This window comes from Shinella sp. WSC3-e (genome assembly GCF_945994535.1).
Classification (GTDB): Bacteria; Pseudomonadota; Alphaproteobacteria; order Rhizobiales; family Rhizobiaceae; genus Shinella; species Shinella yambaruensis.
The window spans coordinates 3,869,725-3,890,317 of sequence record NZ_OZ000530.1 but is presented as its reverse complement, the minus strand read 5'-3'; the positions used below and the strand labels follow the sequence as shown (position 1 = coordinate 3,890,317).

Below are 20,593 nucleotides of genomic sequence, written 5' to 3'. Positions count from 1 at the left end.
AGCGGTGCCGGGCCTTGAAAGCGGCCCGCACCTGCATCACATTGGGTACAACGATCACCATCCAAGGAGAGCCTCATGGCTACCGTAAAAGTCGACCAGTCCAACTTCCAGGCTGAAGTTCTCAATTCCGCAGAGCCGGTCATCGTCGATTTCTGGGCTGAATGGTGCGGCCCGTGCAAGATGATCGCCCCCGCGCTCGAGGAAATCTCGACGGAACTCGCCGGCAAGGTGAAGGTCGCCAAGCTGAACATCGACGAGAATCCGGAACTGGCCGCCCAGTACGGCGTGCGCTCCATTCCGACGCTCGCCATGTTCAAGGGCGGCGAAGTCGCCGACATCAAGGTCGGCGCCGCGCCGAAGACGGCCCTTTCGAGCTGGATCTCCAGCGCCGCCTGACCGGCCGCGCGATTTGACCCGATCAAGCCCGGCTTCGGCCGGGCTTTTTCGTGCTCAGGTGGGGGGCGTGCCGTTGTCGGCGAGAACGTCGCCGACGAGATAGAGCGAACCGCCGATCAGGATGCGCGGCGGCACCTCGTCCTCCTCGGTGATGCGGGCGATTTCGGCGAGCGCATCGGCAACGGTCGACAGCGGCTGGGCCTCCAGGCCGGCGCGTGCCGCGTCATCGGCAAGCGCCACGGGATCGAGACCGGCATCGGAGCCGCGGATCGGCACGGTGAAGACCCGTTCGGCGAGGCCGCCGAAGGGCTCGAAATAGCCGACCGGATCCTTGGTGTTGATCATGCCGGTGACGAGAAAGAGCGGGCGCGGCTCGCGCTCCTCGAAATTCGCCATGGTCTCGGCGATGACCTGGCCGGCACCGGGATTGTGCCCGCCATCGACCCAGATCTCGCTGCCGCGCGGGGCAAGCCGCAGGAGCGCGCCGTCCGTCAGCCGTTGCAGGCGGCCCGGCCATTCGACCCGGCCGAGGCCCTGCTCCAGCGCCCGTTCGGAAACGGCAAAGCCGGCGGCCTTGACGGCGCGGATCGCCGCGGCGGCATTGGCATATTGATGGCGGCCGGGCAGGCGCGGCAGCGGCAGGTCGGCAAGGCCGAATTCGTCCTGGTAGACGAGCCGGCCGAATTCCTCATGGGCCATGAAATCCTGGCCGTAGACGGCATGCGGGCAGCCGAGCCGCTCGGCGGTCTCGATCAGCACGTCGCGGGCCGCCTCTTCCGACTGGTAGCCGATGACGACCGGCGCGCCGCGCTTCATGATGCCGGCCTTTTCCGCCGCGATCAGCTCGACGCGGTCGCCGAGATAGGCCTGGTGGTCGAGCGAGATCGGCATGATGACGGAAACGGCCGGGCGCGGGATGACGTTGGTCGCATCGAAACGGCCGCCGAGGCCGACCTCGATGATCGCCACGTCGGCCGGATGTTCGGAGAAGAGCAGGAAGGTGACGGCGGTCAGGATCTCGAAGACGGTGATCTTCTCGCCGCCATTGGCCTCCGCCACGCGGCGCACCGCATCGGCCAGCACGGCATCGCCGACCAGCGCCCCGCGCTCGCCCTTGACGGCGAGACGATAGCGCTCGTGCCAGTTGACGAGATGGGGGGAGGTGTGGACGTGGACGCCGAGGCCCTCGGCCTCCAGGATCGCGCGGCAGAAAGCCGTGACGGAGCCCTTGCCGTTGGTGCCGGCCACATGGATGACCGGCGGCAGTTTCAGGTGCGGATCGCCGAGCGCGGCAAGCAGCCGCGTGATGCGGTCCAGCGAAAGATCGAACCCCTTGGGATGGAGACCGAGAAGCTTCTCGATCTCCGCTGCCGCTTCGCTGGCCGTTACCATGGTCATGCCGCCCTCCGCCGGTCCGCGCCTACTGGGCCGCGATGGCGACCGCGTCATTGGTGACGGACGCGGTCGCCGGCTTCTTCGTGAGGATCTTCAGAAGGCGGGCGAGCGTATCGGGAATGTCATGGCGCTTGACGACGAGGTCGACCATGCCGTGCTCCAGGAGGTATTCCGAGGTCTGGAAACCTTCGGGCAGCTTTTCACGGATCGTCTGCTCGATGACGCGCTTGCCGGCAAAGCAGATCTCGGCGCCCGGCTCGGCAAGGTGGATGTCGCCCAGCATGGCGTAGGAGGCCGTCACGCCGCCTGTCGTCGGGTTGGTGAGCACGACGATATAGGGCTGGCCGGCTTCCTTCAGCATTTCCACGGCGACCGTGGTGCGCGGCAGCTGCATCAGCGAAAGGATGCCTTCCTGCATGCGCGCGCCGCCCGAGGCGGGGAACATGACGAGCGGGCACTTTTCGGCGATCGCCCGCTCGAAGGCCTTGATGATCGCCTCGCCCGCGGCGATGCCGAGCGAACCGCCCATGAAGTTGAACTCGTGCACGACGGCGACGATCTTGACACCGCGCATCCTGCCGACGCCGGCGACGATCGTGTCCTCGAGGTCGGTCTTGGCGCGGCTGTCCTTCAGGCGGTCGGTGTATTTCTTCGAATCGCGGAACTTCAGCGGGTCCTGCGCGACCTTCGGCTGCTGCAGGGCCTCATAGACGCCATCGTCGAAGAGGTCCTTGAGGCGGGCCTTGGCCGGCATCTTCATGTGGTAGCCCGAGGCGGGAATGACCCACTTGTTCTCCTCGAGATCGCGGTGGAACACCATCTCGCCGGTTTCCGGGCACTTGATCCAGAGATTTTCGGGAACATCCCGGTTGGGGCGGCCGAGCATCGAGTTGATCTTCGGCCGAACGTAATTCGTGATCCAGTTCACGCTCTAGTCTCCCGTTAATCTGCGCAATCCCGGGAAAACCGCATCATGCTTTCCCCGGCATCGCCTTTATCCGTTCCCATGTGGGAATTTCACTCCGCTGCCGCAAGGCGCGCGCCGCGCACGCCCGAGGCGAGGCTCATCACCAGCGTCTCGACGCCGGCGACGGTGGCGGCGCTTGCCGTGCCGTCCGCGGTGAGGCTGGAGGCGATCTGGTTGACGATCGCGGTACCCACGACGACACCGTCCGCCGAGGCGCCGATGGCGCGGGCATGCTCCGCCGTCTTGACGCCGAAGCCGACGCAGACCGGCAGCTTCGTATGCGCCTTGATGCGGCCGACCGCGCCGCCGATCAACGCGGGATCCGGCAGGGCCGAGCCGGTGATGCCGTTCATCGAGACGTAGTAGACGAAGCCGGACGTGTTCCTCAGGACGGCCGGCAGGCGCTTCTCGTCCGTCGTCGGCGTCGCGAGGCGAATGAAGTTGATGCCCTTGGCGAGCGCCGGCAGGCAGAGCTCGTCGTCCATTTCCGGCGGCAGGTCGACGACGATGAGGCCGTCGATGCCGGCCTCCAGCGCCTCGTCGAGGAAACGCTCGACGCCGTAGATGTAGATCGGATTGTAGTAGCCCATCAGCACGATCGGCGTCGCGTCGTCGTCCTTGCGGAAATCACGGGCCATCTGCAGCGTCTTGGCCAGCGTCTGGCCACCCTTCAGCGCGCGCTGGCCGGCGAGCTGGATGGCCGGGCCGTCGGCCATCGGGTCGGAGAAGGGCATGCCGAGCTCGATGACGTCGGAGCCGGCCTTCGGCAGCGCCTTCATGATCTCCAGCGAACTGGCATAATCCGGATCGCCACCCATGAAATAAGTGACGAGGGCCGGGCGGCCTTCGGCGGCGAGATCCGCGAAGCGTTTGTCCATGCGTGCGGTCATCTTAGAGCTCCATGCCGAGGATCTTGCCGACGGTGAAGATATCCTTGTCGCCGCGGCCGGAGAGGTTCATCAGGATGATCTGGTCCTTGCCCATCTTGGGCGCCCGCTTGATCACCTCGGCGACGGCATGGCTCGGCTCCAGCGCCGGGATGATGCCTTCAAGCCGGGTAAGGAGCTGGAAGGCTTCCAGCGCTTCCTCGTCCATGATCGGCACATATTCGGCGCGGCCGATTTGGTGCAGCCAGGCGTGCTCCGGGCCGATGCCGGGATAGTCGAGGCCGGCGGAGATCGAATGGCCTTCCTTGATCTGGCCGTCGGCATCCTGCAGCAGATAGGTGCGGTTGCCGTGCAGAACGCCCGGCGAGCCGGCAGTGAGCGAGGCACAGTGCTCGTCGCCGTCAAGCCCCTTGCCGCCCGCTTCGACGCCGACGATCCGGACGTTCGCGTCGTCGAGGAAGGGGTGGAAGATGCCGATGGCATTGGAGCCGCCGCCGACGGCCGCGACCACCATATCCGGCAGGCGGCCTTCGGCTTCCAGCAGCTGCTCGCGGGCTTCCGTGCCGATCACGGCCTGGAAGTCGCGCACCAGCTCCGGATAGGGATGCGGGCCGGCGGCGGTGCCGATCAGGTAGTAGGTGTCCTCAACATTGGTAACCCAGTCGCGCAGCGCCTCGTTCATGGCGTCCTTCAGCGTGCCGTGGCCGGCGGTGACCGGGCGCACCTCGGCACCGAGCAGCTTCATGCGGAAGACGTTGGGCGCCTGGCGCTCGACATCCGTCGCGCCCATGTAGACGACGCAGGGGAAGCCGAAGCGCGCGGCGACGGTGGCCGAGGCCACGCCATGCTGGCCGGCGCCGGTTTCCGCGATGATGCGCGTCTTGCCCATGCGCTTGGCGAGAAGGATCTGGCCGATGCAGTTGTTGATCTTGTGCGAGCCGGTGTGGTTCAGCTCCTCGCGCTTGAAATAGATCTTCGCGCCGCCGAGATGCTGCGTCAGGCGCTCGGCATAATAGAGCGGGCTCGGGCGGCCGATATAATGCGCGCCGAGTTGCTTCAGTTCCGCCTGGAAGGCCGGATCGGTCTTGGCCTTGTTCCACTCATCCTGAAGATCGAGGATCAGCGGCATCAGGGTTTCGGCGACGAAACGACCGCCGAAAATGCCGAAACGGCCGTCCTCGTCCGGACCCTCGCGGTACGAATTCAGGTTGGGTGACTGGTTCACTTGCCTCTCCCTGCGGCGGTCTGGCGTTCCGCTTCCCGTGCCGCTTCAAAAAATGCGTCCATCAGGCCGAGGTCCTTGACGCCCGGGGCGCTCTCGACCCCGGAACTGGCGTCGATGCCCGGCGCGCCGGTCAGCCTTACGGCCTCGGCGAGGTTATCCTTGTTCAACCCACCGGAAAGCATGTAATCGACGCTTCCGTCAAGCAAATGCATGAGCGTCCAGTCGAAGGAGACGCCGTTGCCGCCCGGAAGCTCGGAGCCCGCCGGGGGCTTGGCATCGAAGAGGAACCGGTCGGCGATGCCGATATAGGGATCGATCTTCTTCAGATCGTCCGCCTCGCGCACCGAAAAGGCCTTCATGACGGGCAGGCCGTAGACAGCCTTGACGTTCAGCACGCGCTCCGGGCTTTCGCTGCCGTGCAGTTGAAGGATGTCCGGCGAGAGCTGGTCGACGATCTCGTCGAGGTCGTCATTGTCGGCATTCACCGTGACGGCGACGATCTTCACCCGGCCGCGCACCCGATCCGCGAGGCGCCCGGCGTCGGACGGCTCGATGTTGCGCGGGCTCTTGGGAAAGAAGATGAAGCCGATATGGGTGGCGCCGAGCGCCACGGCCCTGTCGACGGCCTCTTCGGTCTTCAGCCCGCAGATTTTGATGTCGAGTGGCGTTTCACGTTTCATGGGCGCAGGCAGTCGCACGAATCACCGGAAGAGTCGAGCCGAAAGACGGCGCCCAGGCCTCGGGAAGCGCCACCCTTGCGCCCGCTTCGAACGAGCCCATATGGAGGGGAACTGTAGTCTGGAGGTCCCCATGCGGCTCATCATCGCCATCCTTCTGCCCTTTCTCGTGTTCTTCACCATCGGGCGGCCGATTGCCGGCATCATCTGCCTCATCCTGCAGATCACGCTGATCGGCTGGCTGCCGGCGGCCATCTGGGCGGTCTATGCGCTGGGGCAGTACAATACGGACAAGAAGATCCGCGAGGCGCTGGCCGATCGCGGCCGCTGAATTCAGCCGAAATCGACCGCGTGCAGCAGGCTGCCATTGCGCTTCAGCCAGCGCTTGGCATCGGCGGTCGTCGGGCAAAGCTGGTCGCACAGCGCCCAGAAGGCCGGGCTGTGGTTCATTTCCTTAAGATGCGCCACCTCGTGGGCGGCGAGATAATCGATCACGCCGGGCGGCGCCATGGCGATGCGCCAGGAGAAGCTGAGCGCACCATCCGCCGAGCAGGACCCCCAGCGGCTGCGGGTATCGCGCAGCGTCAGCGACTTCACGCGCTTGCCGATGCGGCCGGCATGCACGGCGACAAGGCGTTCCAGCTCCAGCCGGGCCTCCTTCTTCAGGAAATCGCAGATGCGGCGGGGAATGCTCTCCTCCATGCCGCCGACGCGCAGCACCGCCTCGTCGTCGATGACCAGGGCCTCCGTCAGGCCGCGCAACCGGCCGGTCGCCTCGATGCGATGGGAGACGCCGCGGATCATCACATAGCCGCCGTCCATGAGCTCGTTCGTCGTGCGGAACCTGGCGAGCTTCGTCATCAGCCAGCCTTGGTGGCGATCGAGGAAATCGCGGATCTCGCGCTCGGCAATGCCGCTCGGCACCGTCATGCGCAGCGCCCGCCCACCCGGCTCGATACGCAGGGTGAGCCGCGTCGCGCGAAAATCCCGCCTTATGGTGAGCGGCAAGCGCTTGCCGTTGACGTCCATTTCGCGCCGCTCCGGCGGAGGCGGCGTCTTCAGGGCCTTTCTGGGCTTGCGAAGCGAGGGGAACATGCTGCCTTTCATAGCCGATTCGGCCGAAACTGAAACGCCCCGACGAAAAACCGGCGCTCAAGGCGCCGGTCTTTTCCAGGGTCGCGATCCCTTACTCCTCCGTCATCCTCGGGCTCGACCCGAGGATCCACCAGCCGGCGGCATGGATGGTCGGGTCAAGCCCGACCATGACGGAGGGTGTGGGGACGGAATGCCCTATCTCCACGCGGTATCGTCCGCTCAGGTCGCCGGGAAACCCGGCACGTCGCCCTGGCCCTTGGCGCGGCGTTCGCGCATGAAGCGGTCGAATTCCTCCTGGTCCTTGGCGCGGCGAAGCTCGCGGACGTAGGAGTCGAATTCCTCGCGCATCTCGTCGAGCTTGCGGCGTTCCTCGTCGAGGCGGGAGAGTTCGGCATCACGCCAGTCGTCGAAGGCGACGTTGCCGGTGGCGCCGCGGAAGGCGGAACCGGCGCGGCGGCCGAACTTGCCGCGGCAGGAGGCAAACATGCCGTCGACGGTGTCGTTGGCGTCTTTCTTGAAGGATTTCAGACGGTCGCCGAAGATGATGTAGGCGAGCATGGCAAGGCCGAGCGGCCAGAACACCACGAAGCCGAGCACCATCAGGGCGATGGTCGCAGGCGTCCAGTCCGGACGAATAAGCGCTGACTGGTTCATGTGCAATCTTCCTCACGATCGGCGGAAACCACCCTGGTTTCCGGTGAATCCGATGTGGGCAGAGCGCGGATCGCGTTCAAGACAATGCACCGACAATTCGGGCAAGTGCCTGAAAGCGGACCAAAAAATCAGGCGCCCGCGCCAGCCTTGCCGCCCTTGATGACGCGCGGCGTCACGGGCTTTGCCTTTTCGCCGCGGCCATGCTCGCCGATGAAGGACAGGATGCGCGGGGCGATCTCCCGGCGGAAGCGCGAGCCGTTGAAGACGCCGTAATGGCCGACATCCGGCTGCATGTAGTGCATGCGCATGTGGTCGGGGATGTTGGTGCAGATCGTCTGCGCCGCCTTCGTCTGGCCGACGCCGGAGATGTCGTCGTTCTCGCCCTCGACGGTGAGCAGCGCCACCTTGCGGATCGCCGTCGTATCGACCGGGCGCGAGCGGTGCATCATCTCGCCCTTCGGCAGCGCGTGCTTCATGAACACGGTCTCGACCGTCTGGAGGTAGAACTCGGCGGTGAGATCCATGACGGCAAGATATTCGTCATAGAAGTCGCGGTGCTTTTCGGCCGCATCGCCGTCGTTCTTGACGAGATGGGCGAAGAATTCCTTGTGGGCGATGACATGGCGGTCGAGATTCATCGACATGAAGCCCGACAGCTGCAGGAAGCCCGGATAGACCATGCGCATGAAACCGGGCTGCGGCCACGGCACGGGCATGATGACATTGTCGCGGAACCATTCGATCGGCTTTTCTTCCGCCAGCTTGTTGACGGCGGTCGGGTTGATGCGCGTGTCGATCGGCCCGCCCATCAGCGTCATGGTGGAGGGCGACAGCGGATCGTTGTCGGCTTCCATGACCGCGACGGCGGCCAGCACCGGCACCGCCGGCTGGCAGACGGCGATGACATGGGTATCCGGCCCCAGCGCGTGCAGCATCTGGATGACGTAGTCGATATAATCGTCGAGATCGAAGCCGCCGTCCGACAGCGGCACCATGCGCGCATCCACCCAGTCGGTGATGTGGACCTCCGCATGCGGCAGTAGCGCCTCGACCGTGCCGCGCAGCAACGTCGCATAGTGACCGGACATCGGCGCGACGATCAGGATCTTCGGGTCCTTGCGGTGGCCGGCCGGCAGACAGCGCTCGAAATGGACGAGATTGCAGAAGGGGCGCTGCCAGACGACCTTTTCATGCACGGAAACGCTCTGGCCGTCGATAAGGGTGGTCGGAAGGTCGAAATCGGGCTTGCCGTAGCGCCGGGTGCTGCGCTCCAGCACTTCGAAACCGGCGGCCATGGTGCGGCCGAAATAGGTGTGGGTGAGCGGATTGAGCGGGTTGCGGAAGGCGAGACGCATCTGGTCCGCCATGGCGCGCCAGGGTGCCATCACCGCATGGTTGAGTTCGTAGAGCTGATAATACATCGGACGCGATACCCCATTCTGGGTGCGGGGCTCAGAGCCCTCTGCACCGTGTCACCCCGGTTTCCGCAGATGCGAAAAGACTAGCATGTTTTCGCTGCGTGGCAACACGCCGCATGGACATCCTAAACCTGTGAACCTTTCGCGGGCATGAACGGATTTCAGGCTTTTCATCGCGGTTTCAGCTTTCAGGCGATATGCGCACGACGGCCTTGATGAGACCCGATTTTTCGGTCGCCCAGCGGGCAAGGTCGACCGGGACGCGCTCGAGCGTGGTGCGATGGGTCACCAGCGCCTCGACCGGCACGCGGCCCGCGCGGATGTTCGCCATCACATGCTCGAAATCGGCACGCGTGGCATTGCGGCTGCCGATCAGCATCATCTCGCGCTTGTGGAACTCGGGATCGGAAAAGCGGATGTCCTCCTTCACCACGGAAACGAGCACGAGCGCGCCGCCATGGGCGACATGGTGGAAGGCCGCCTCGATGGATTGCGCATAACCCGTCGCGTCGAAGACGGCGTCGAAGCCTTCGCCGCCGGTGGCCGCCAGCACCGCCTCGGCCGCACCGGGGCCGGCAAGGATGCCCTTTGCCAGGCCGAAGCGCTCCGCCGCCATGGCGAGCCGCTCGGCTGAGGTGTCCATCAGGGTGACGTCATGGCCGGCGATGCGCGAGAAGAGCGCCGTGCCGAGGCCGATCGGGCCGGCGCCGATGACGAGGGCGCGCGAACCGGCCGGGGCCAGAGACCGGCGCACCGCATGGGCGCCGATCGCCAGGAACTCCACCGTCGCCGCCGCCTCCAGCGACAGGCCGTCGGCCGGATAGAGATTGTCCGCCGGCAGCAGGATCTCCTCGCAGAAGGCGCCGTCCGTGTGCACGCCGAGCACGCGGATCGCCGTGCAGCAGTTCGGCTTGCCCTGCCGGCAGGCGACGCAGGTGCCGCAGGAGAGATAGGGGTTCACGACCACAGGCGCCCCGGCGGCGAGCGGGCTCGTGCCGGGATCGAGGATGGTCGCCGAGACCTCGTGGCCCATCACCCGGGGATATTCGAGGAACGGATGCTTGCCCTCGAAGATATGATAATCGGTGCCGCAGATGCCGACATGGCTGACGGCGACGCGCACCCAGCCCTCCGGCAGGCCGGCCGGGTTCTCGCGCTCGGCAGCCTCCAGGCGGCCGGGTTCCACACAGACGACAGCTTTCATCTCAACGGCTTCCGCGGCGGCGCAGCTGGTCGAAATAGACGATGACGATGATCAGAAGGCCCGTGATGATGCGCTGCCAGAAGGAGTTGATGTTGAGGAGGTTCGCGCCGTTGTTGATGGTGGCGAGGATGAAGGCGCCGAGCAGCGGCCCGTGCACCGAGCCGACCGCGCCGAAGAGGCTGGTGCCGCCGATGACGGAGGAGGCGATGGCCTGCAGCTCCCAGCCCTCCGCCTGCGTGGCATTGCCGATGCCGATGCGCGAGGCGAGCAACAGGCCGACGAAGGCGGCGCAGGTGGCCGACAGGATATAGGCGAGATAGATGGTGCGGTCGACATTGACGCCGGAAAGCCGCGCCGCCTCCTTGTTCGAGCCGACCGCGAAGAGATAGCGCCCCCAGCGCGAGAGATGCAGGAAGACGAAGGCGGGGATGGCCACCAGGATGACCATCCAGAACAGGCTGGGCACGCCGAGGAAATCGGCGCGGGAGAAGTTCGTAAAGCCTTCGTGGCTGATCGAGATCGTCGCGCCGTTGGTGATGAGCAGGCCGATGCCGCGCAGCGAGGTCAGCGTCGCCAGCGTGATGATGAAGGGCGGCAGGCCCATGCGCACGATGCCGAAGCCATGGAAGGCGCCGATGGCGACGCCGATCAGCAGCGTCAGGATGATCGACAGCCAGAGCGGCACGCCCGCCTGCAGCAGCCAGGCGACGATGACGCTGGTGAAGCCGACGATGGCCCCGACGGAGAGGTCGATGCCGGCCGTGATGATGACGAAGGTCTGGCCGACCGCCAGGATCGCCGTCATCGCCCCCTGACGCAGGAGGTTGCTGATGTTGTTCGGCGTCCAGAAGGCATTGGTGGAGACGCCCAGCAGCAGCCAGAGGAACAGCAGCAGCCCGAGAAGGGTCAGGCCGAGCAGGATGTTCGTGCCCTTCTTGGGTGCGGGTGCGCTTTCCGTCGTCGTGTCCACGCTCATGTTCTTCTCCCTTTTTCGCGCGGCGGTTAGATGCCGATGGCCTGGGTCAGGACGTCCTCATGGGTGGCCGCCCGGTGGTCGTGGCTGGCGACGAGCCGGCCGCCCCTGAAGACGTGCAGCCGGTCGGCCAGTTCATAGACTTCCGGCAGATAGGACGAGATGAGGATGATGCCGGCGCCCTGCTTCAGGAGTTCGCCGAACAGGCGGTAGATCTCCGCCTTGGTGCCGACGTCGACCCCGACGGTCGGCTCGTCGAAGATGAACAGCCGCGCGCCATGGCTCAGCCACTTGCCGATGACGATCTTCTGCTGGTTGCCGCCGGACATGGCGGAGGCGAGCACACGGCGCGACGGCGTCTTGATGCGCAGGTCGCGGATCTGCCGGTCGGCGTTGGCGGCCTCGTCGCCGCGGCGGATCGTCAGGCCCGAACTCAGCCTCCTGAAGACCGGCAGGTTGATGTTGAGGCCGATCGGCAGGTTGAGGCAGAGCCCCTGGTCGCGGCGGCTTTCCGGGGCGAGCGCGATGCCGAGCTCCATCGCCTGGCGCTCGTTGCGGATATCGACCTTCGCCCCGTCCCAGAAGATCTCGCCGGCCGAGACCGGCTGGCGGCCATAGAGGCCGAGGGCGAACTCGCTGCGGCCGGCGCCGATGAGGCCGTAGAGGCCGACGATCTCGCCGGCGCGCACCGACAGCGACACGTCGTTGAAACCCGGTCCGGACAGGCCGCGCGTCTCGACGATGACTTTGCCGGCCGGCACCTTCTCCTTGTGGTAGATCTGCTCGATCGAGCGGTTGATCATCAGCGCGATCAGCTCGTTCTCGTTGGTCTCGCTTATGAGGCGCGTGCCGACATGGGCGCCGTCGCGCAGCACCGAGACGCGGTCGGCCAGCTCGAAGACCTCCTCCATGCGATGGCTGATATAGACGATCGTCACGCCCTGGTCGCGTAGCCGGCGAATGAGCCGGAAGAGCTGGGCGGATTCCTGGCGCGTCAGATAGGCGGTCGGCTCGTCGAAGATGAGGAAGCGGATGCCGCGCATGGCGGCCTTGGCAGTGGCGACCAGCTGCTGCTGGCCGATGGTGAGGCTGCCGAGAAGGGCGGCGGCCGGCAGCTGGAAGCCGAGATCGTCGAGCACCGCCTGGGCCGCGCGCTCCATCGCCGCCTTGCGCATCAGGCCGTAGCGGTTCATCTCGTCGCCGAGGAACATGTTGGCGGCCACGGAAAGATGCGGGCAGAGCACGACCTCCTGGTGCACGGCATTGATGCCGCGGGAAATCGCCTCGTTCGGGGTGGCGAGCTGCACGGGCTTGCCGCACCAGAAGACCTCGCCCGCCGTGCGGCGGATGACGCCGGTCAGGAGCTTGATGAGGGTGGACTTGCCGGCGCCGTTCTCGCCGACGATGGCATGGATCTCGCCGGCGAGGAACGTGACCGTCGCCGGTTTCAGCGCTTCCACGAGGCCGTATTTCTTCTGCAGTCCACGCAGTTCGAGGATGGGCGCGCCGCGCGGCACCGCTTCGGATTCGGCGAGCTTGGCCTCGTCTTCATGCCGATGGCTGAGCTCTTCAAGGCTGCTCATCGCTGTCTCCTCCCGACTGCGTGGAAAGCGTCCCGCCCGGATCATGCGGCCCGGGCGGGCGGATCGTCAAACGCTTCGCGGGAAGCGGTCAGATCTTCGGATTGAGCAGGGCGTCGATCTTCGGATCGGCCATGTTCTCCTGGGTCACCAGGTTCGCGCCCGTGTCGACGAAGGCTTCGACCTTCTCGCCCTTGGAGACCGCGAGCGCCGTTTTCACGCCGTCATAGCCCATGCGGTAGGGATCCTGCACGACGAGGCCGGCCAGAACACCTTCCTTGAGGAAGCCGACGGTCTTTTCATCCGAATCGAAGCCGATGACCTTGATCTTGTCGCCGAGCTTGTTTTCCGCGATCGCCTGGCCGACGCCCTGCGCCATGATGAGGTTGGAGGCAAAGACACCGACGAGGTTCGGATTGGCGGTGATGAGGTCGGTCATCATGTTGAGGCCGGTGGTGGCCTGGCCGTCCGCATACTTGTCCGCCACCACGGTCAGGCCCGGATATTTCGTCTTGACCTGGTCGAGGAAGCCCTCGCGGCGCTGGTCGAGCGAGCCGACGCCCGGCAGGCTGGTGATGATGGCGATCTCGCCCTCTTCCTTGCCCGTGGCGGCCTTGATCGCCGCGGCAAGCCCGTCTGCCGCGATGCGGCCGCCCTGGACGTTGTCCGTCGTCAGGAACGAGGTAAAGGCCTTGGAATCGGCGCCCGAATCGATGCCGATGATCGGCACGGACTTGGCCGCCTCGTCGACCGGCTTGCCGAGTGCCTTGAATTCCGTCGGCGAGATGACGACGGCGGCCGGCCCGCCGGCCACGGCGTTTTCGAGGATGCTGATCTGGCCGTTGATGTCGGATTCCGATTGCGCGCCGAGTTCCGGCACGTTGACGCCGAGATCCTTGCCGGCCGCGCGCGCGCCGGCGAGCACGATCTGCCAGTAGAAGGACGTCGTGTCCTTGACGATGATCGGGATGGTGACGTCCTGCGCGAGGGACGCGGCAGGGCTCATGGTGGCGAGGACTGCGGCACCCGCGAGCGCCGTGAAGGCGCGGCGAGACAGAAGCGATCTTACAATGCTCATCAGGTTTCTCCTCTCAAATGCTTCCCGTTCCTGTTGGGATCGCGTCGCGGGAAGCGGGCAACTCGATCTTTTATCGATAAAAAACATTTTGCAGGCAGGCTACACCTCCCTGCCTTTGCTGGCAAGCGAGGGCGTTTTTCCGAAAATGCTGCGCTCGAAACTGCTCCAGTCCATGCCATCCGTCCTCCCAAACGATGGCCGCCGGGGCGGCTAGACCTGAAATACCTCGTGCGGGTGCACGACACCCTTCTTCAGAATGATATTGCCATAGAGGCGGAACTCCGTCGTGGCGACGATATAGGCCGCCTTCCTCGCCATCTCGTAGAAGGCGAAGCGCTCGACCGCGTGCACCGTGAAATCGCCGGCCAGCCGGTGGACGAGATCCTGGAAGGTCGCGCAGACCTCGGGCACCGCCGCGGGATCGCCGACGACCTCCATGCGCCAGGCGGCCTGCGGCACGAAGGTATCGAGCGGCATATGCGCGAGGATCGCCTCGGTGATCGACACGGCATCGACCCCGTCGGCCCGGATGACCCTCGGGCCGAGGAAACTCGACGGGAAATTGGCGTCGGCGATGACGATGTCGTCGCCATGGCCCATGGTCCGGATGGCGTGCAGCAGATCCGGCCCGAGCAGCGGATGAATGCCTTTCAACATGCCCTGGCGATCCTCCCAGATCGAAATCATTGCCGGACGGCGTTTTCCCCGAGGTCCGGCGCGACCACTGTATGCGGCTCGAAAGCCGGGTAAATGTCCTGCGGCAGGTCCATGCGTGCCAATGCCATGTTGCGGCGCAGGCTCTCCGGCTTCGCGGTGCCGATCAGCACCGAGGCGACGGCCGGGTGGCTCAGCGGAAACCGGAGCGCCGGCGCGGCGAGCGGCACGCCCCCTTGCTGCGCGATCGCCATCATCGCGCCGACCCTGGCCGCGACATCGGACGTTGCCGGCATGTAGTCGAAATGCGCGCCCTCCACCGGTCCCGTCGCCAGGATGCCGGAATTGAACACGCCGCCGACCACCAGGGAAGTGCCCCTCTTCCCGCACAGCGGCAGCAGGTCCGCGACAGCCGAGCGGTCGAGCAGCGTGTAGCGGCCCGCCAGCAGGATGCAGTCGAGGTCGGCGTTCCCGAGCACGTCGAGGCAGACCGGCACCTCGTTGACACCGAGCCCATAGGCCTTGATGACGCCCGACGCCTTCAGTTCCTCCAGCGCCTTCAGGCCGGTCTCAAGCAGCTGGCGCAAATGGAAGGCGTTGCGCTCGGCACCGTGCGTGTAGACGCCGATATCGTGCACATAGAGAATATCGATGCGGTTCAGCCCGAGTCGGGCATGGCTGAGCTCGACGGAGCGCATGATGCCGTCATAGCTGTAGTCGTAGCGCACGTCGAAGGGCAGCGGATCGACATAGCCGTAGCTCGGCACCTTGTCGTCGGCGACGGGAACCATGATACGGCCGACCTTGCTGGACAGCACCCAGCTGCCTTTCGGCTTGTCGCGCAGGAAATCGCCGGCGCGGCGTTCCGCGAGGCCGAAACCGTACCAGGGCGCGGTGTCGAAATAGCGCAGGCCCTCGTCCCAGGCAGCCTGAAGCGTTTCCATCGCCGCGTCACGCGGGCAGGCCCGGTAGAGACCGCCAAGCGCCGCTGTGCCGAAGCCGAATTCGGTCACAGCCAGGCCCGTCCTGCCGATGGTGCGCGTCTTCATTGAGCCTCCCCGCCGGCGTCCTCCCGCCGACGTTTTGTCTTTTATCGACAATAGACAGATTGCCGTCAATGGGTAATATGCGGGAAGGAGGAAACGGGGGGATGACGACGCCGGCGCTTCGGGCGGCCCGCGTCCGGCCTTTCGCCCGGTCAGCCCGCAAGGGACGCAACAGACCAGAGAACCGGCAGCACCCATGGCCAAGCAGAACACCGTCTTCAAGGACGCCTTCAATCGCTGCCTGAAGCTCCTGGAGCAGACGGCAAACCTGCCCTCGGAGCCGGAACTCGGCACCACGCTCGGCGTCAGCCGCACGACCGTTCGCGCGATCCTGACCCGGCTGGAGGAGGTCGGCCTTCTCACCTGGGAGAAGCGGCGCAAGGTCGTGCTGCGCAAGCCGCTCGCCGCCGATTATTTTCCGACCGAGGAAACGGATTCGCTCTCCGAGATCATCGAACGCAGCTTCATGCGACGGATTCTTGCCGGCGGCGCCGAGCCGGGCATGCAGATCAACGAACTGGAACTCGCCCGCGAGATCGGCATCGGCACGACGAGCGTGCGCGAATTCCTCATCCGCTTCAGCCGCTTCGGCCTGATCGAGAAACGACCGAACAGCCATTGGGTGCTGAAGGGCTTCACGCGGGACTTCGCATTGGAGCTGACCGAAGTGCGCGAGATGTTCGAGCTGCGCTCGGCCACCGCCTTCGCCCGCCTGCCGGAGGATCATCCGGCCTGGCGGGAACTCGAGGCGATCGAGGCGGTACACCACGCGATCCTCGCCGATATCGAAAACCGCTACCGGGATTTCTCCGAGCTCGACGAGCGCTTCCACCTCCTCGTGCACCGGGCCTCGAAGAACCGCTTCATCGTCGATTTCTACGACGTCATCGCCATCGTCTTCCACTACCACTACCAGTGGAACAAGACGAATGCCCGCGAGCGCAATGCCCGGGCCCTGGAAGAGCACCTTGCCTATATCGCGGCATTGCGCTCGCGCGATCCGATCGAGATCGAGCTGGCCTGCCGGCAGCATCTGAAATCCGCGCGCGAAACGCTCCTGCAATCGATCAACTGACGAGGACGGCATGGGCACGCCCATCCTGCAATTCGGGACCAGCCGCTTCCTGCAGGCCCATGCGGACCTCTTCATCGGCGAGGCGCTGGAGAGGGGCGAAGCGCTCGGCCGCATCACGGTCGTCCAGACCACGGGCGCCCCGGAGCGCGCGGGCCGGCTTGCCGCGCTCGCGGCGCCGGGCGGCTATCCGGTGATCGTGCGCGGACGCAAGGACGGGCACGCCATCGATTGCGAGCAACGGGTCACCAGCGTTGCGCGCGCGCTTTCGGCGGCAAACGACTGGGACGCGGTGCGGCAGGTCTTTCGCGAGGAGACCGAGGTCGTGCTCTCCAATACCGGCGACACCGGCTACGCAGTGGGGCCGGACGACCTTGCCGGTGCCGTCCCCGCTTCCTTTCCCGGCAAGCTGCTGGCGCTTCTGCACGACCGTTTTTCGGCGAACCGGCGCGGGCTGACCCTCCTGCCCTGCGAACTCGTTTCCCGCAACGGCGACGTGCTGAAGCGGCTGATCCTCGACCTGCAAGCCGATCGTTACCCGGAGTCCGATTTTCGAAGCTGGCTGTGCGAAAGCGTGATCTGGGGCAATACGCTGGTCGACCGGATCGTCTCAGAACCGCTGGAGCCGGCCGGGGCCATCGCGGAACCCTATGCGCTCTGGGCAATCGAGAACCAGCCGGGCCTGACGGCGCCGTGCAGACACGCGGCCATTCTGCTCGTCGACGACCTGACGCCCCATGAAAAGCTCAAGCTGCACATCCTCAATCTCGGCCATACGGTGCTGGCGGACATCTGGATGACGGAGGACAGGCCGGCGGAGGAGACGGTGAGGGCCATTCTCGGCGATGCCGGCGTGCAGCAGAGGCTTCTGGCGATCTACAGCGAGGAGGTCGTGCCCGGCTTTGCCGACCGGGGGCTCGGCAGGGAAGCGGAAGCCTATGTCGCTGCGACCCTGGAGCGCTTCGACAATCCCTTCCTTGAGCACCGCCTCGGCGACATCGCCAGCCACCATGCGGAAAAGCGCGTTCGCCGCATCGGCGACTTCATGGCCTGGACGCCGGGCGTGCCGATGCCGAGGCTGGCGGCGATCGCGGGAGCGGTTCCGGTGAAGTCCGGTTGAGCAATACTGGTATAAATTATTGTTCTTGCTGTATTTCCAGCCGAATCGGTGCATTCGGCCGGAGATGCGGACACGGTCAGTAGCCGCCGCCGCGCTTTTCCGTCCCCTCTTCGCCGAGGAAGGTGCGGCGCAGGGCCCCGGCGGCCGATACGAGGCAATTGACGTCGGTGCCGATCGCCATGAAATCCGCACCGAGATCGCGGTAGACCGCCGCTTGCGGCAGCGACACCGTCATGATGCCCCGCGCCTTGCCGTGGGCCTTCGTGCGCGCGAAGATGTGGGTGATCGCCGCAAGCACCTCCGGCGCGCCGGGATTGCCGAGGAGGCCCATGTCCGCGGCAAGATCCGACGGGCCGATGAAGATGCCGTCGACGCCCTCCACCGCCGCGATCTCGTCGATCGCCGCAAGGCCGGCCCGGCTTTCGACCTGCACGATGAGGCAGATCTCGTCATTGGCGGTCGTCAGATAATCCGGCGTGCGGTTGAAGTCGCTCGCGCGGCCGAGGCCGGCGCCGACGCCGCGGATGCCGTGCGGCGGATAGCGCACCGCGCGCACCAGCGCCTCGGCCTCGGCCGCCGATTCGACCATCGGGATGAGGAAGGTCTGGGCGCCCTGGTCGAGCAGCTGCTTCAGGACCCAGGCCTCGCCCATCGGCGGACGGACCATGGCATGGGTCGGCGAGCGGTGCAGCGCCCCGATCTGCGCGCTGATCAGCGGCATGTCGTTCGGCCCGTGCTCACCGTCGATCAGCAGCCAGTCATAGCCGCTGCCGGACAGGATTTCCGCCGCATAGGCGCTGCCGAGCGCCGCCCACAGGCCGAGCTGGAACCGGCCTTCGCGGAGCGCGGCCTTGAAGGTGTTTTTCGGTGCTGCCACGATTTTCCCTCTCAAACGAAACCGGCCGGACGATGCCGGCCGGGTCTTCCCTGTCCCCTGACCTCAGGCGATGCCGCCGAGGCAGACATATTTGATCTCGGTGAACTCCTCGATGCCGTATTTCGAGCCCTCGCGGCCGAGGCCGGAAAGCTTGACGCCGCCGAACGGCGCTTCCGCCGTCGAGATCAGACCGGTATTGACGCCGACCATGCCGTATTCCAGCGCCTCGGCGACGCGGAAGACCCGCGACAGCTCCTTGGCGTAGAAATAGGAGGCAAGACCGAATTCCGTGTCGTTCGCCTGGGCGATGACGTCGTCCTCATCCTTGAAGCGGAAGAGCGGTGCGACCGGGCCGAAGGTCTCCTCGCGGGCGACGGCCATGTCGGGCGTCACGTCGGCAATGACGGTCGCCTCGTAGAAAGTGCCGCCGAGCGCATGGCGCTTGCCGCCCTGCACCACGCGGCCACCCTTCTTCACCGCGTCGGAAACGTGCTCCTCGACCTTTTCGAGCGCCGCCTGGTCGATCAGCGGGCCGAGCACGACGCCGTCGTCGAAGCCGTTGCCGGTCTTCAGCTTGCCGACCGCGACGGCGAGCTTTTCGGAAAAGGCGTCATAGACGGCATCCTGCACATAGATGCGGTTGGCGCAGACGCAGGTCTGGCCGTTGTTGCGGAATTTTGCGATCAGCGCGCCTTCGACGGCCGCATCGAGATCGGCGTCGTCGAAGACGATGAAGGGGGCGTTGCCGCCGAGCTCCAGGCCGAGCTTCTTGATGGTGGGGGCGCACTGCTTGTAGAGCTCGGCGCCGATTTCCGTCGAACCGGTGAAGGTGAGCTTGCGCACGGTCGGGTTGGCCGTGAGCTCCGCGCCGATCTCGCGGGCAGAGCCCGTGATGACCGAGAAGAGTCCGGCGGGAAGGCCCGCGCGCTCGGCAAGGACGGCGATGGCGATGGCCGAGAACGGCGTCTGCGAGGCGGGCTTCAGCACCATGGCGCAGCCGGCGGCGAAGGCCGGGCCGGCCTTGCGGGTGATCATGGCGTTCGGGAAGTTCCAGGGCGTGATCGCCGCGACGACGCCGATCGGCTGCTTCATCACGAGGATGCGCTTGTCCTTCTGGTGGCCGGGCACGATGTCGCCGTAGAGGCGGCGGGCTTCTTCGGCGAACCATTCGACGAAGCTTGCGCCATAGACGATCTCGCCGGTGGACTCGGCCAGCGGCTTGCCCTGCTCCATCGTCAGGATGCGGCCGAGATCGTCCTTGTTCTCGATCATCAGCTCGAACCATTTTCTGAGCACGGCCGAGCGTTCCTTGGCCGTGCGGGCGGCCCATCCCTTCTGGGCGGCGGCGGCGGCGTCGATCGCCTCCTTCGTCTCCCTGGCGCCGAGCTTCGGCACATGGCCGACAAGCTCGCCCGTTGCCGGGTTCTTCACGGCGATGCCGCTGCCATCCGCCTCGATCCAGCGGGTGCCAACGAGGACTGCCTGGCGCAGCAGGCTCGGGTCTTTGAGGCTCATCGGATATCTCCCATTTCGCGATGCCGTTTCTCACATGTCGGAAGGGTTATATTGCGTCCCCCACCGGTTCGACAATGCGACAGGAACGCGATTTTACCGCTTCGCGCGACGCGCCGCCGGGTCTAAGGTCGGCCGGCCAAACTGACATTCGAGGCTTGCAATGACCCATCCGACCGGCCGCACCGCGGACCACGCCATCGACCCCATCTATCTCGACCGCTGGTCGCCCCGCGCCTTCACCGGCGAGGCGATGCCGCACGAAACGCTGCTTTCGCTGTTCGAGGCGGCCCGCTGGGCACCGTCCGCCGCCAACGGCCAGCCCTGGCGCTTCGTCTACGGCCATCGCGGCACCGAGGCCTTCGAGCGGATCTACAACACGCTGGACGAGGGCAACCGCCGCTGGGCGGACAAGGCCGCCGTGCTGGCCGTGATCATCTCGCAGACCCACCGCCAGAACGCCGCCGGTGAAATGCGCCCGGCCTATACCCACGCCTTCGACACCGGCGCCGCCTGGGCCTATCTTGCGCTCGAGGCGACGCGCGCCGGCTACCATGCCCACGGCATGGGCGGCATCGACCGGGAGAAGGCGCGGGAGGTCCTCGGCATTCCGGAAGGTTTCCGCGTGGAAGCGGCGCTTGCGATCGGCAAGATCGCCCCGAAGGAGTCGCTGCCCGAGGACCTCATGAAGCGCGAGGTGCCGAGCGGGCGCAAGAAGGTGGAAGAGTTCGTCTCCGAAGGGCAATTCGTGCCCTGAAGCGGC

Annotated in this window: 21 protein-coding genes; 5 read left to right on the top strand and 16 right to left on the bottom strand. The window is 65.9% G+C overall.

The genetic code is table 11. The annotated features are described in order from the left end of the window. Nucleotides 1-75 precede the first annotated feature (75 nt). Nucleotides 76-396 carry a thioredoxin gene (gene trxA, locus AABF56_RS19085; protein WP_023513835.1) on the top strand — a complete coding sequence of 107 codons (321 nt, stop codon included), beginning with the start codon at nucleotides 76-78 and terminating at the stop codon, nucleotides 394-396. A 54-nt stretch (nucleotides 397-450) separates the two neighbouring features. Here trxA and AABF56_RS19080 read toward each other — a convergent pair whose 3' ends face one another. The 5 genes from AABF56_RS19080 to AABF56_RS19060 all read right to left on the bottom strand — a co-directional run bounded on the left by AABF56_RS19080 (nucleotide 451) and on the right by AABF56_RS19060 (nucleotide 5,550). After that, nucleotides 451-1,794 carry a bifunctional folylpolyglutamate synthase/dihydrofolate synthase gene (locus AABF56_RS19080; protein WP_272807159.1) on the bottom strand — a complete coding sequence of 448 codons (1,344 nt, stop codon included), beginning with the start codon at nucleotides 1,792-1,794 and terminating at the stop codon, nucleotides 451-453. A 22-nt stretch (nucleotides 1,795-1,816) separates the two neighbouring features. After that, nucleotides 1,817-2,719, bottom strand: coding sequence for an acetyl-CoA carboxylase, carboxyltransferase subunit beta (gene accD, locus AABF56_RS19075; protein WP_244770781.1), 903 nt, complete (start codon nucleotides 2,717-2,719; stop codon nucleotides 1,817-1,819). 89 nt (nucleotides 2,720-2,808) lie between these two features. Then, nucleotides 2,809-3,648, bottom strand: a complete 840-nt coding sequence (gene trpA, locus AABF56_RS19070) for a tryptophan synthase subunit alpha (RefSeq protein ID WP_272807158.1) — start codon at nucleotides 3,646-3,648, stop codon at nucleotides 2,809-2,811. Between the two features lies 1 nt (nucleotide 3,649). Further along, nucleotides 3,650-4,870: a tryptophan synthase subunit beta gene (gene trpB / locus AABF56_RS19065; RefSeq protein WP_272807157.1), complete on the bottom strand. Its 1,221-nt coding sequence runs from the start codon at nucleotides 4,868-4,870 to the stop codon at nucleotides 3,650-3,652. Continuing rightward, a complete protein-coding gene (locus tag AABF56_RS19060) occupies nucleotides 4,867-5,550 on the bottom strand; it encodes a phosphoribosylanthranilate isomerase (RefSeq protein ID WP_272807156.1) in 684 nt (227 codons plus the stop codon). Before AABF56_RS19060 ends, trpB begins: the two co-directional genes overlap by 4 nt. A gap of 130 nt (nucleotides 5,551-5,680) precedes the next feature. Here AABF56_RS19060 and AABF56_RS19055 point away from each other — a divergent pair, with 130 nt between their 5' ends. Next, nucleotides 5,681-5,878, top strand: coding sequence for a YqaE/Pmp3 family membrane protein (locus AABF56_RS19055; protein ID WP_064331995.1), 198 nt, complete (start codon nucleotides 5,681-5,683; stop codon nucleotides 5,876-5,878). A 2-nt stretch (nucleotides 5,879-5,880) separates the two neighbouring features. Here the strand turns inward: AABF56_RS19055 and AABF56_RS19050 are convergent, their stop codons facing one another. The 9 genes from AABF56_RS19050 to AABF56_RS19010 form a co-directional block, all read right to left on the bottom strand. Continuing rightward, complete coding sequence (locus AABF56_RS19050; protein ID WP_272807155.1) at nucleotides 5,881-6,642, bottom strand: M48 family metallopeptidase; 762 nt, start codon at nucleotides 6,640-6,642, stop codon at nucleotides 5,881-5,883. Nucleotides 6,643-6,861: 219 nt separating this feature from the next. Next, nucleotides 6,862-7,296: a DUF2852 domain-containing protein gene (locus tag AABF56_RS19045; protein ID WP_244770776.1), complete on the bottom strand. Its 435-nt coding sequence runs from the start codon at nucleotides 7,294-7,296 to the stop codon at nucleotides 6,862-6,864. 128 nt (nucleotides 7,297-7,424) lie between these two features. After that, nucleotides 7,425-8,717 (bottom strand): polyhydroxyalkanoate depolymerase, encoded by a 1,293-nt coding sequence (phaZ, locus tag AABF56_RS19040; protein WP_272807154.1) that lies wholly within the window; start codon nucleotides 8,715-8,717, stop codon nucleotides 7,425-7,427. 178 nt (nucleotides 8,718-8,895) lie between these two features. Continuing rightward, nucleotides 8,896-9,918 carry a zinc-binding alcohol dehydrogenase family protein gene (locus tag AABF56_RS19035; RefSeq protein WP_272807153.1) on the bottom strand — a complete coding sequence of 341 codons (1,023 nt, stop codon included), beginning with the start codon at nucleotides 9,916-9,918 and terminating at the stop codon, nucleotides 8,896-8,898. A 1-nt stretch (nucleotide 9,919) separates the two neighbouring features. Next, nucleotides 9,920-10,894 (bottom strand): ABC transporter permease, encoded by a 975-nt coding sequence (locus AABF56_RS19030; protein ID WP_244770773.1) that lies wholly within the window; start codon nucleotides 10,892-10,894, stop codon nucleotides 9,920-9,922. A 26-nt stretch (nucleotides 10,895-10,920) separates the two neighbouring features. Beyond that, complete coding sequence (locus AABF56_RS19025; protein WP_272807152.1) at nucleotides 10,921-12,474, bottom strand: sugar ABC transporter ATP-binding protein; 1,554 nt, start codon at nucleotides 12,472-12,474, stop codon at nucleotides 10,921-10,923. 88 nt (nucleotides 12,475-12,562) lie between these two features. Further along, nucleotides 12,563-13,549 carry an ABC transporter substrate-binding protein gene (locus AABF56_RS19020; RefSeq protein WP_244770771.1) on the bottom strand — a complete coding sequence of 329 codons (987 nt, stop codon included), beginning with the start codon at nucleotides 13,547-13,549 and terminating at the stop codon, nucleotides 12,563-12,565. Between the two features lie 210 nt (nucleotides 13,550-13,759). Next, nucleotides 13,760-14,206 (bottom strand): RbsD/FucU family protein, encoded by a 447-nt coding sequence (locus AABF56_RS19015; RefSeq protein ID WP_272807151.1) that lies wholly within the window; start codon nucleotides 14,204-14,206, stop codon nucleotides 13,760-13,762. Nucleotides 14,207-14,232: 26 nt separating this feature from the next. Then, nucleotides 14,233-15,252 (bottom strand): aldo/keto reductase, encoded by a 1,020-nt coding sequence (locus AABF56_RS19010; RefSeq protein ID WP_272807150.1) that lies wholly within the window; start codon nucleotides 15,250-15,252, stop codon nucleotides 14,233-14,235. A 193-nt stretch (nucleotides 15,253-15,445) separates the two neighbouring features. Between AABF56_RS19010 and AABF56_RS19005 the strand changes: the two genes are divergently transcribed. After that, nucleotides 15,446-16,324, top strand: a complete 879-nt coding sequence (locus tag AABF56_RS19005) for a GntR family transcriptional regulator (protein WP_272807149.1) — start codon at nucleotides 15,446-15,448, stop codon at nucleotides 16,322-16,324. 10 nt (nucleotides 16,325-16,334) lie between these two features. Then, on the top strand, nucleotides 16,335-17,441 hold the full coding sequence (locus AABF56_RS19000) for a mannitol dehydrogenase family protein (protein ID WP_272807148.1): 1,107 nt from the start codon (nucleotides 16,335-16,337) through the stop codon (nucleotides 17,439-17,441). A 76-nt stretch (nucleotides 17,442-17,517) separates the two neighbouring features. On the opposite strand, the gene AABF56_RS18995 is transcribed toward AABF56_RS19000, so the two are convergent. Both AABF56_RS18995 and gabD read right to left on the bottom strand, forming a co-directional pair. After that, a complete protein-coding gene (locus AABF56_RS18995) occupies nucleotides 17,518-18,318 on the bottom strand; it encodes an aldolase/citrate lyase family protein (protein WP_244770766.1) in 801 nt (266 codons plus the stop codon). 63 nt (nucleotides 18,319-18,381) lie between these two features. Then, the gene (gabD, locus tag AABF56_RS18990) at nucleotides 18,382-19,833 is read right to left on the bottom strand and encodes an NADP-dependent succinate-semialdehyde dehydrogenase (RefSeq protein WP_272807147.1); all 1,452 of its coding nucleotides are present in this window, start codon (nucleotides 19,831-19,833) and stop codon (nucleotides 18,382-18,384) included. Between the two features lie 160 nt (nucleotides 19,834-19,993). On the opposite strand from gabD, the gene AABF56_RS18985 reads away from it, so the two are divergent. After that, nucleotides 19,994-20,587 carry a nitroreductase family protein gene (locus AABF56_RS18985; RefSeq protein ID WP_272807146.1) on the top strand — a complete coding sequence of 198 codons (594 nt, stop codon included), beginning with the start codon at nucleotides 19,994-19,996 and terminating at the stop codon, nucleotides 20,585-20,587. Nucleotides 20,588-20,593: the final 6 nt, after the last annotated feature.